Below are 11,097 nucleotides of genomic sequence, written 5' to 3'. Positions count from 1 at the left end.
AATTTCTTTTAATGCGGCGCGGCGGCTACCGCCGCCCCAAAATTACCACTTATATTCCCGGCGAAAGCCCCTTGCCGAGCTTGGCGCGGCACTACAGGGGCTCGTCTTCCGCTGCAGGCTTTTCCTTGGCTTCCGGCTTCGTGGTCTCTGCCGGCACCGCAGGCTTCACCTCCGCCGCTGGCTTCGCCTTTGCCGCCGCGGCGGCCTGCGCTGCCGCTACCGAGCCGGGGTGCTTGAGTTCCTGCAAGGCCGACTGGATCGGCGCATCGCCCGGCAACACCACGCCGGCCTTGCTCCCGGCCGCTTCGTCATCACCGCGTAGATGCCCGGGCAGCTTGGCTTCGCTGTAATCGCTCAGGCTGGCCGGCAGATCGCTGGGCGCATCGGCCGGGTCCGGCATCAATTCCACATCCGGCACGATGCCGGTGGCCTGGATCGAGCGTCCGCTGGGCGTGTAGTAACGGGCGGTGGTCAGTTTCACCGAGTCGCCGTTGTCCAGCGGCAGCACGGTCTGCACCGAACCCTTGCCGAAGCTGCGGCTGCCAACCACGCGGGCACGGCCATTGTCGCGCAGGGCACCGGCCAGCACTTCCGAGGCACTGGCCGAACCAGCGTCGGCCAGCACCACCATCGGCGCCCCCTTCAGCAGGTCGCCCGGGGTGGCATCGAACCTGGCATCACTGATCGAGATCCGGCCGCGGGTGCTGACGATGCCGCCCTTCTCCAGCAGGTCATCGGCCACCTGCACGGCAGCGGTCAGCAGGCCGCCGGGGTTGCTGCGCAGGTCCAGCACCAGCCCCTTCAGCTTGCCGCCGGCCTGCGCCTGCAGCTGGTTGAGCTGCTTCTGGAAATCGGCACCGGTGTCGGCCTGGAACGTGCTGATGCGGATGTAGCCATAGCCCGGTTCCAGCATCCGGCTGCGCACACTGGTGACGCGGATGGTCTCGCGCATCACGGTGACGTCGAAGGGCTTCTGCTCGCCACGGGCGATGGTCAGCACCACACTGCTGCCGGCCTTGCCGCGCAATGGTTCGCTGGCATCGATGGCATTGATCGGAGTGCCGTCGATGGCCACGATCAGATCGCCGGCCTTCAGTCCGGCACGCGCGGCCGGGGTGTCGTCGATCGGCGATACCACCTTCAAGGTGTTGTCCTGCTGCAGGACCTCCACACCGATGCCTTCATAGGCACCGCTGGTCTGTTCGTCGAAGGCTTCTGCATCTTCCTTGTCGAAGTAGGTGCTGTGCGGGTCCAGCTCCAGCAGCAGGCCGCGCACCGCCGACTGCATCAGTTTCTTGTCATCCACCGGATCCACGTAGGCCGCACGCACGGCGTTGTAGACCCCTACGAAGCGGCGGATCTCGTCCAGGGGTACGCGTGAGGTGACCGATTCCTTGGCATCGGGATCGTCCGCCTTGGACACCTTGTCCGGGGCGCTCTGGGCCAATGCAACAGCCGGTGACAGGGCCAACAGCAGGGCAGCAGCAAGACGGGCTACACGCATGAACCACTCCATGAGATTACGGATGCGCAATAACCGCGCTGGACCCGATTATGCGCGAAGCCCGGCTAAATTCTTGTTGAATCGACGCATCTGGCTGCGCCAGCGCTCAGCCCGCGTTACTGCCGCTGCAGCCAGGTCGAGGGATCCACCGGTTGGCCGTTGCGGCGCAGTTCAAAATACAGCGCGGTCACGCCCTGCCCCCCGGAGTTGCCGACCTTGGCCACCGCATCGCCGCGCTTGATGGTGGCACCGGCATCCTTGAGCAGGGTGTCGTTGTGCGCGTACAGGCTCATATAGCCGTTGCCGTGGTCGACGATCAGGATCATGCCGTAGCCGGTCATCCAGTCGGAGAACACCACGGTGCCGTCGGCTACCGCGGTCACCGTGCTGCCGGCCGGTGCGCCGATCAGCACGCCGGCGCTGTTGCGCCCATCCGGCAGGCGACCGCCGTAACGGGCCAGCAGGTTGCCCGACAATGGCCAGCCCAGCCCGCCCACGCGCGGCGCAGGCGCATTGGCGACCACTCGCGGCGGTACCTTGCCCGGCGTGGCCCGTGCCGGACTGCGTGCGGAGCCGCCGCCATTGCTCGCCGCGGCCTGGCGGGCCTGCTCGGCGGCGCGGCGCGCGGCGGCACGTCGCTCGGCTTCGGCACGGGCGGCGGCGGCACGCAGGCTCGCCAACACCTGCTCCAGCGCGCGCGCGTCCTTGCCCAAAGCCTGCTCGCGCTGGCTGCGGTCCTGGTAGCGGCTGTCCAGTTCACTCAATACAGAAGCCCGCTGGCGACGGTCCTGGGCCAGCGCAGCGGCCTGTTGGCGCTGCTGTTCGCGAGCCTGTTCCAACTCTTTGCTGCGCGCGACGATCTGCTGCTCGGTCGTGTTCAAGGCCTGCAGATCGGTGGTCAGCCCAGCGATTGCCCGCGCCCGCTCACGCTGCAGATACCGGTGATAGGCCAGCTCGCGATTGGCGTCGGCCACGGTGTCCTGCGACAACAGCAGTTTCAACGGTGCGTGGTTGCCCAGCTGGTAGGCACCGCGCAGCAGCGTGGCCAGTTGCTGGCGTTGCTGGGCCAGCCCGCTCTCCAGCGTGCTTCGACGCTGCTGCAAGGCCGTCAATGACTGTTGTTCCCGCTGCACGGCCGCTTCTGCCTCGGCCACCGCGCGGCCGCTGCGGGCAACCTTCTGGTCGGCCTCGCGCAGGCGCTGGCTGGCCTCGCCACGCTGCCCTTCCAGCTGCCGCCGTTCCTGTGAAACGCTCTTGAGCTCGCCACGCAGTTGCTGCAGCTTCTTCTCGGTGTCGCGCGAGTTGTTCTGCGCCAGCAGTGGCCCGGCCAGCAGCGCCAGGACCAGCAGGCAAGCACCGCGCCACGGCGGCAGGGCCGCACATCGCAGGGAACTGGGCTGTTGACTGGGCGGGTGCAAAGAGGTTCCAGTGACTTCAGGCAGATGCGGATTGTACCCAAGCGTGGTGCCATGCCACCCAGTCCATCGGCATTTCCATCCCGGAGATATCATGAAACGTCTATTCCTGCTCCTGCTGCTGAGTACGACCGCCCCGCTGGCCATGGCCTCTGAGGACATCAGCAAGGTCAATGGCAGCATCCAGACCCAGGCCGGCACCACCTACGGCGATCTGGAAACGGTCAACGGCAGCATCCAGCTGGCCGCCGGCGTGCAGGCCAACAGCGTCGAAACCGTGAACGGCAGCGTTCGTATCGAAGACAACGTGCAGGCGCACAGCATCGAGACGGTCAACGGCGCGATCCGCGGCGGTCGCAACCTGGTGCTTACCCACGGCCTGGATACGGTGAACGGCGGCATCTATGTTGACCGCGGCAGCCGCATCGGCGGCGACATCGAGACCGTCAACGGCAGCATCGGCCTGGTCGCGGTGCAGTTGGGGGGCGACATCGAGACCGTCAACGGTGATATCACCGTGGGCATCGACTCGGTGGTGAAAGGCGGCATCAAGGTCAATCGCCCCTCGTTCGGTATCTCGTTGACCGCACCGCGCAAGCCGCGCATCGTCATCGGCCCGAATGCGGTGGTCGAAGGCCAATTGGTATTCGAGCGCGAAGTCACCTTGCTGGTACATGACTCGGCCAAGATCGGGCCTGTGACCGGCGCCACGCCGCAGCGTTTCGACAGCGAAACCGCGCCGCGCTGAACGCGCATTGCAGGCCAATCCTGCCTAGAATCCGGGTTCGACCTTGCAACCCGGAGTTCCCATGCAACGCAAACTGTTGTTGTGCCTGGCCGCCACCGCGGCACTGGCCGCCTGCAAGCAGGAGGCACCGGTACCGGCGGCCTCCGCGCCCGCACCTGCCCCGGCACCGGCGCACACCTTCGCCGGTGGCATCAATGCCGCCGACTTCGGCGAGCTGGTGAAGACCCTGGCCTCGGATGAATTCGAAGGCCGCGCCCCGGGCAGCAACGGCGAAGAACTGACGGTCAACTACATCCGTGACCAGATGCAGCGCATCGGCCTGCAGCCGGGCAATGGCGACAGCTGGTTCCAGGAAGTGCCGATGACCGAAACCACGGCCAACCCGGCTACCGTGCTGAAGATCCAGCAGGGCCAGGCCAGCCGTGACCTGGTGTTCGGCACCGACATGGTGATCGGCACCCGCAGCGGCCAGCCGGAAATCAAAATCGACAACAGCGAACTGGTCTTCGTTGGCTACGGCGTGGATGCACCCGAGCAGAACTGGAACGACTACACCGGCCAGGATTGGAAGGGCAAGACGGTGGTGATGTTCGTCAATGACCCGGGCTTCCACACCGACGACGCCACCTTGTTCGATGGCAAGCGCATGACCTATTACGGGCGCTGGACCTACAAGTTCGAGGAAGCCGCACGCAAGGGCGCCGCCGCTGCGCTGATCGTGCACGACAGCGCTGGCGCTTCCTATGGCTGGGATGTGGTCAAGAACTCCTGGGGCGGTGCCCAGTACGACCTGCCCGCCGCCGAAGACAGCCAGCCACGCCTGCAGGCACAGGGCTGGCTCAGCGCCGAGGCCGCACGCAAGCTGTTCGCCGATGCAGGGTTGGACCTGGACAAGGCCTACAAGGACGCCAGCAAGCGCGGCTTCAAGCCGGCACCGCTGAATGCCAGCCTGTCGCTGGACCTGAAGAGCACCATCGCGCAGAAGAAGTCGCGCAACGTGGTCGGCGTACTGCCGGGCAGCAAGCGCGCCGACGAAGCCGTGCTGTACATGGCGCACTGGGACCACCTGGGCAAGCACGAAGGCGAGGAAGGCGACAACATCTACAACGGCGCGGTCGACAACGCGACCGGCGTGGCCGGCATCCTTGAAGTGGCCGATGCGATGGCGCACCAGCAGACCCCGCCGGAACGCTCGGTGGTGTTCCTTGCCGTGACCCTGGAAGAATCGGGCCTGCTCGGTTCGCAGTACTACGTGAACCACCCGACCTTCCCGCTGGACAAGATCGCCGGCGTGATCAACATCGATGCGATGTCGGTCAATGGCCGCGCGCGTGACCTCACCGTCACCGGTTTCGGCAGCTCCGAGCTGGAAGACCTGCTCAAGCCGCTGGCTGCCAAGCAGGGTCGCACCCTGCATGCGGAAACTTCGGTGCAGAGCGGTTTCTACTTCCGCTCCGATCACTTCAACTTCGCCAAGGCCGGCGTGCCGGCACTGTATGCCGATGGCGGCGAAGACCTGATCGACGGCGGCGTCGAGGCTGGCAAGCGTGCGGCCGAAGCCTATGGCAAGGACCGTTACCACGGCCCGAAGGACGAGTACGACCCGGCCACCTGGAAGCTCGACGGCATCGTCGAAGACCTGGAACTGCTGTACGGCGTTGGCCAGCAGTTGGCCGGCGGCGACGCCTGGCCGAACTGGTACCAAGGCAACCCGTTCAAGGCCAACCGTGACGCGATGATGAAGAACAAGGACAGCAAGGCGGCCAAGTAAGCCGCTGCTGGTCGCGAACAGGAACGGCGCCCTTGGGCGCCGTTCCTGTTCATGTGCTTGCCCGTCGATGCAAAGCGGCGACGCTGTAGCCCGGGTAAGCGCAGCGCACCCGGGAGCCGGGGATAGCCGGCATTGAAGGCAATGCGCAAACCGCCCCGGGTGCGCTGCGCTTACCCGGGCTACGGGGGCTGCCTAGGCCGCCGATGTCTCCACGCGGGCACTGCGTGCCTTGCGCACGCCGGCTACCGCGAACACCACCAGCCCGGCCCAGATCAGGCAGAAGCCAACCAGTTGGCTGGCATTGAAAGCCTCGCGGAACACCAGCACACCGACCAGGAACTGCAGGGTCGGCGCGATGTACTGCAGCAGGCCAACCACGGTCAGCGGTACCCGCCGCACGCCGAAGGCGAAGGCAATCAGCGGAATCGCGCTGACCGCACCGGCCAGCACCAGCAGCACGTCGTTGCCGATGCCCCAGCCGGAGATGAAACCACCGCCGTGGCCGCTCTCGGCCCAAACCACATAGGCCAGCGCCGGCGCCACCATGAACAGGCTTTCCACGCCGAGCCCGCTCACCGCATCGACAACCACCAGCTTGCGCAGCAGGCCATACAGGCCAAAAGTGATGGACAGGCCAATCGCGATCCACGGCGGGCGCCCGCTCTGCCAGGTCAGCCAGGCCACGCCCAGCGCCGCCAGCGCTACCGCCAACCACTGCAGCTTGCCCAGCCGCTCGCCCAGCACCATCACCCCAAGCAGCACGCTTAGCAGCGGATTGATGAAATAACCCAGGCTGGTCTCAACCACGTGGCCGGCATTCACCGCCCAGATGTACAGGCTCCAGTTCAGCGCGATCAGCAGGCTGGACAGGCCCAGCAGCCAGAACCGCCGCGGCGTTGCCCACACCTCCCGCAACCAGCCCCAGCCGCGCACGATACCCAACCCGCCAACCAGCAGCACCGCACTCCAGACAATGCGATGGGCGATGATCAGGAATGACGGCACCTCCTTGAGCAGATGCCAGTACAGCGGGAACAGGCCCCAGATGACGAAGGCCAAGGTGGTGGCCCACAGGCCATTGCGGATTTCGCTGTTGCTGTTCATGTGCGACGCAGCCTTGCAAGAGTGATGACCACGACGCCGGCCAGAATCACCGCCATCGCGCCGAGATCGGAAATGCTGAAACGCTCATGCGCGATCCACGCACCAAGTGCCACGGCAATCACCGGATTGACGTAGGCATAGCTGCTGGCCAGCACCGGACGCACGTTGTGCAACAGCCAGACGTAGGCGGTGAAGGCGATGATCGAGCCGAACACGGTCAGGTAGCTCACCGACAGCAGGCCCTGCAGGCTGGGCCAGGCAGTGATGCGTTCGCCGCGCAACAGGCCGGCACTGACCAGGATCAAGCCGCCACACAGCATCTGCCCGGCGGCGGTCATGAACGGCGATGGCAGATCGCGGCCCCGTGACCAGATCGAGCCCGCCGCCCAACCCAGCGGCGCGATCAGCAGCAGGATCAGCCCGGTCGGGGTTGCGGTCAGGCTGCTGCCAGCGTTGAGCCAGACCACACCGACGAAGCCGACCGCAATACCCAGCCATTCGCCACGGGTGACCTTGTCGCCACGGATGGCCGAGAACAACGCCATCCACAACGGCACCGAGGCCACCGCCACCGCAGCCAGGCCGGACGACACATCGCGCTCGGCCAGCACCACCATGCCGTTGCCGAGGAACAGCAGGCACAGGCCCATCACCGCCAGCGTCTTCCATTGCGCACGGGTCGGCGCGGCAACACCGCGCCAGCGCAGCAGGGCATAGAGCACACTGCCGGCAATGACGAAGCGGGTACCGGAGATCACCGTCAGCGGCGGCAGGCCGCTTTCCAGCGCCAGATGGATGCCCAGATAGGTCGATCCCCACACCACGTAGACCAGGAACAAGGCCAGAACTACAAGGCCACCCCTGGGAGGAGCAGCCGGTGTGGAGTCGGGGGAGGACATGAGGCGGTGCCACCATTCGGGGGAAGGTGAATTCTAGGGCACCGTGGCACAGAGATCAGTCTGAAAAACGGCATGCTGTATTCGCCTGGCAGGTCCACCTACATCATCCTTACACCGTCTGCGGTAGCTTGAAGCCGACCACCGCGCCGCCGGCTGCATCGCCCGGCCCCGGCCATCACGCGAGGACATCGTCTGCATGAGTACCACCACCGCACCCGTGGCGGCCGCCACCGAACGCGCCGCCCTGCGCCGCTCCATCTCCAACACCTTGAAGGGCTCGGCCGGCAACCTGGTCGAGTGGTATGACGTTTACGTCTACTCGGTGTTCGCGGTGTACTTCGAGTCGCAGTTCTTCTCGGCCGCCGACAAGAACTCCACGATCTACGTGTGGGCGATCTTCGCCGCCACCTTCCTGATGCGGCCGATCGGTGCCTGGTACTTCGGCCGCTTCGCCGACCGCTACGGGCGCCGTCGCGCCTTGACGGTATCGGTGACAGTGATGGCAGCCTGCTCGTTCCTGATCGCCATCACCCCGACCGCGTCGCAGATCGGCGGCGCTGCGGCATTGATCCTGCTGTTCGCACGGCTGGCACAGGGTTTCGCCACCGGGGGCGAGTACGGCACCAGCGCCACCTATATGTCCGAGGCGGCCATCCCCGGCCGACGTGGCTTCCTGTCCTCGTTCCACTACGTCACCCTGGTCGGCGGCCACGTGCTGGCCCAGTTGACCCTGCTCGGCATGCTGCTGCTGTGGGACAAACCCGAGATCTCGGCCTGGGGCTGGCGTATTGCCTTCGGCATCGGTGGCGTTGCCGCCATCGTGGTGTTCTGGCTGCGCCGGAGCATGGACGAATCGCTGACCTCCGACTCCATCGAAGCAGCGAAGGACGGCCGCGCAAAGGCTTCCGGCTCGATGTACGAACTGTTCGTGCATCAATGGCGGCCGTTGCTGCTGTGCTTCCTGATCACCGCCGGCGGCACGGTGGCGTTCTACACCTACTCGGTGAACGGACCGAAGATGATCCAGAGTGCGTTTGCCGGCAACGACGTGATGACCGGCACCGTGATCAACCTGGGCGTGCTGACCTTTCTGATGCTGCTGCAGCCGGTCGGCGGCTGGCTGTCGGACATCGTCGGTCGCAAGAGCCTGCTGGTGTTCTTCGGCGTCGGTGGCGTGCTCTACAGCTGGTACATGATCACCCAGCTGCCGCAGCAGCATGATCCGCTGATGGCCTTCCTGGTGCTGGCAGTCGGCTTCGTCATCCTCACCGGTTACACCTCGATCAACGCAGTGGTGAAGGCCGAGCTGTTCCCCACGCATGTGCGTGCATTGGGCGTGGGCTTTGGTTATGCGATGGCCAACTCATTGTTTGGCGGCACGGCGCCGTTGCTCTATCAGGGCGCATTGAAGACCGGGCATGTGGATACCTTCGCCATCTATGTCACCGCAGTGATCGCGGTGTCGCTGGTGGTCTATGTGTTCTTCCTGAAGAACAAGGGGCCGAACTGGTTGGATGGTACGCGGCGGTAGTGGCTTTGGCTTTGGCTTTGGCTTTGGCTTTGGCGTTGCTTCTAAGCCGTCATTCCCGCGCAGGCGGGGTATTCAACCGACGAATGTCGGGTCATCGCTCTGCGCACTTGCTTTTGCTTTTGCTTTTGCCCGCATCACGCACGATGCAAACAGCAAAGACCAGAGCGATTCCCGCCTGCGCGGGAATGACGGCATAAAAAGCAAAGAGCAAGAACAAAACCGGCGGACTCAGTCCGCCGGTCTTATCATCACTTAGCGCCGGGCAACATCACTCAACGCCGGGCAGCATCACTCGCTTCACGCGCAGCCTCGAACTCCGCACCCTTCTGCCACGTCGGCCATTTTCTGCTGTTGGCCAACTCCAGACCCAGGTCATAAACCAGCAAGGTATCGGCGGCCAAACCGCGCGCATCCCACTGCGGCGACCACGCGTCACAGGCCTGGTGGTAGCACTTGGCGAAATAGGCATCACGCAGCGCGCGGCCGGCGGCAACACCACCATCCAGCTTGTCCAGTCCTGCACCGACGGTGATCGCCGGCACACCCTTGCGGGCAAAGGCAAAGTGATCGGCGCGGTAGAAGAAGCCCGCTTCCAGATTCGGGTCCGGCGACCAGCGGCGACCACGCGCCTGTGCCACGCGCTGCACATCGTCTTCCAGCGACACCCGGCCATTGCCCCAGGTCGCTATGTCGGCGGTTTCGCCATCCGGGCTGAACATCTCGATGTTCAATACCGCAACAGTGGTCTCCAGCGGTGCCAGCGGGTGTGCGGCGTAGTAGCTGGCACCGAGCAGGCCCTTCTCTTCGGCCGTCAACGCGATGAAGTACAGCGAACGCTGCGGACGCGGGCCGTCGGCGAACACGCGGCCCAGCTCCAGCACCGAGGCCACGCCGGTGGCGTTGTCGATGGCGCCGTGGCGCACGGTCTGGCCGTTGGCGTCCGGCTGGCCGATGCCGAAGGCATCCCAGTGCGCCGAGAAGATCACCGATTCCTGCGGATGGCTGCTGCCTTCCAGCTTGGCCACCACGTTACGGGTGACCACGCGCTCACGCTTGACCCAGAAGCTGGTGGTGAGGCTCGCGTCGCCCAGCTCGACAGGACGGAAGTCAGCCTTCATCGCCTTGCGCTTCTCGGTCTCGAAATCGAGGCCAGCGGCACTGAAGATGCGCTCAGCCAGGGCCCGCTGCATCCAGCCGCGTACCGGCGTATGCGCAGCCTGTGCCTCGTCGTTGCTGCGCTCGATATCGAACAGCGGCGAGGTACCGGAAGCCTTCACGGTCGCCCACGGATAGGCGGCCGGAGCGGTCTCGTGCACGATCAGCACACCCTCGGCACCGCGCCGTGCGGCTTCCTCGAACTTGTAGGTCCAGCGGCCGTAGTAGGTCACCGCCTTGCCATCGAACGCACCCGGCGCATCGGTCTCGAAGTCGGCATCGTTGATCAGCACGACGGCGATCTTGCCGCTCAAATCCAGACCCTTGTAATCGTCCCAATGCCGTTCCGGCGCGGAGATGCCGTAACCGATGAACACCAGCGGCGTGTCCTGCTGGTCGACTACACCGAACGGGCTCAGGCTCTGCAGGGTGATGTCCTCACCGTTGACCAGCGGCTGCGACTTGCCGTTCAAGCTCAGGCTGGCCTGCACCGGTCCGTCCACCGTTGCACGGACCAGCGGCACTTCCTGCACCCAGCTGCCGTCGGTGCCACCCGGCTGCAGGCCGGCCTTGCGGAATTCGTCGACCAGATAGTCGACGGTGCGCTGCTCACCGGCCGATGCCGGGGCACGGCCTTCGAATTCGTCCGAGGCCAGAATGCGGACATGCCGTGACAGTGCTTCCGGATCGATGCCGCCGCCGGGCAGGTCATTGGCCGCCGAGGCGATGCCGCCGACAAACAGGCAGGAAGACAGCAGCAGGATGCGCATCGGATTCACGGCAACTACCAACGACAGAATGAATGGCCGATTCTAACCGCCATTGCCCTTGTAGGCGCGGCAGCGCTGTAGTGGGGGGGGGGGGGGGGGGCGGGGGGGGGGGGGGGGGGCGGGGCCCGCGGCCGGCGGCGGGGCGCGCCCCACCCCCCCCCCCACCGCCGCCGCCGCCGGGGGGGGGGGGGGGGGGGGGC

At 65.6% G+C, this 11,097-nt stretch carries 8 protein-coding genes; 3 read left to right on the top strand and 5 right to left on the bottom strand.

Features of this window, described 5'->3' with window-relative positions; all coding sequences use genetic code 11:
- Positions 1–91: 91 nt before the first annotated feature.
- A complete protein-coding gene (locus tag AC1VXC_RS20280) occupies positions 92–1,504 on the bottom strand; it encodes a S41 family peptidase (RefSeq protein ID WP_481539405.1) in 1,413 nt (470 codons plus the stop codon).
- A gap of 116 nt (positions 1,505–1,620) precedes the next feature.
- Positions 1,621–2,922: a murein hydrolase activator EnvC family protein gene (locus AC1VXC_RS20275; protein ID WP_481539406.1), complete on the bottom strand. Its 1,302-nt coding sequence runs from the start codon at positions 2,920–2,922 to the stop codon at positions 1,621–1,623.
- A 91-nt stretch (positions 2,923–3,013) separates the two neighbouring features.
- On the opposite strand from AC1VXC_RS20275, the gene AC1VXC_RS20270 reads away from it, so the two are divergent.
- Together AC1VXC_RS20270 and AC1VXC_RS20265 are read left to right on the top strand one after the other, a co-directional pair.
- Complete coding sequence (locus tag AC1VXC_RS20270; RefSeq protein ID WP_313171105.1) at positions 3,014–3,667, top strand: DUF4097 family beta strand repeat-containing protein; 654 nt, start codon at positions 3,014–3,016, stop codon at positions 3,665–3,667.
- Between the two features lie 61 nt (positions 3,668–3,728).
- Complete coding sequence (locus AC1VXC_RS20265; RefSeq protein WP_313171107.1) at positions 3,729–5,438, top strand: M28 family metallopeptidase; 1,710 nt, start codon at positions 3,729–3,731, stop codon at positions 5,436–5,438.
- Between the two features lie 192 nt (positions 5,439–5,630).
- Here AC1VXC_RS20265 and rarD read toward each other — a convergent pair whose 3' ends face one another.
- Both rarD and yedA read right to left on the bottom strand, forming a co-directional pair.
- A complete protein-coding gene (gene rarD / locus AC1VXC_RS20260; protein WP_481539927.1) occupies positions 5,631–6,542 on the bottom strand; it encodes an EamA family transporter RarD in 912 nt (303 codons plus the stop codon).
- Positions 6,539–7,441, bottom strand: a complete 903-nt coding sequence (gene yedA / locus AC1VXC_RS20255; RefSeq protein WP_313171110.1) for a drug/metabolite exporter YedA — start codon at positions 7,439–7,441, stop codon at positions 6,539–6,541. Before yedA ends, rarD begins: the two co-directional genes overlap by 4 nt.
- 196 nt (positions 7,442–7,637) lie before the next feature.
- Here yedA and AC1VXC_RS20250 point away from each other — a divergent pair, with 196 nt between their 5' ends.
- A complete protein-coding gene (locus AC1VXC_RS20250) occupies positions 7,638–8,972 on the top strand; it encodes an MFS transporter (protein ID WP_313171112.1) in 1,335 nt (444 codons plus the stop codon).
- Between the two features lie 272 nt (positions 8,973–9,244).
- On the opposite strand, the gene AC1VXC_RS20245 is transcribed toward AC1VXC_RS20250, so the two are convergent.
- A complete protein-coding gene (locus tag AC1VXC_RS20245) occupies positions 9,245–10,897 on the bottom strand; it encodes a M28 family metallopeptidase (protein ID WP_481539928.1) in 1,653 nt (550 codons plus the stop codon).
- Positions 10,898–11,097: the final 200 nt, after the last annotated feature.

This window comes from Stenotrophomonas sp. STEN033, from assembly GCF_056856655.1.
This window is presented reverse-complemented; position numbering and strand designations above follow the sequence as displayed.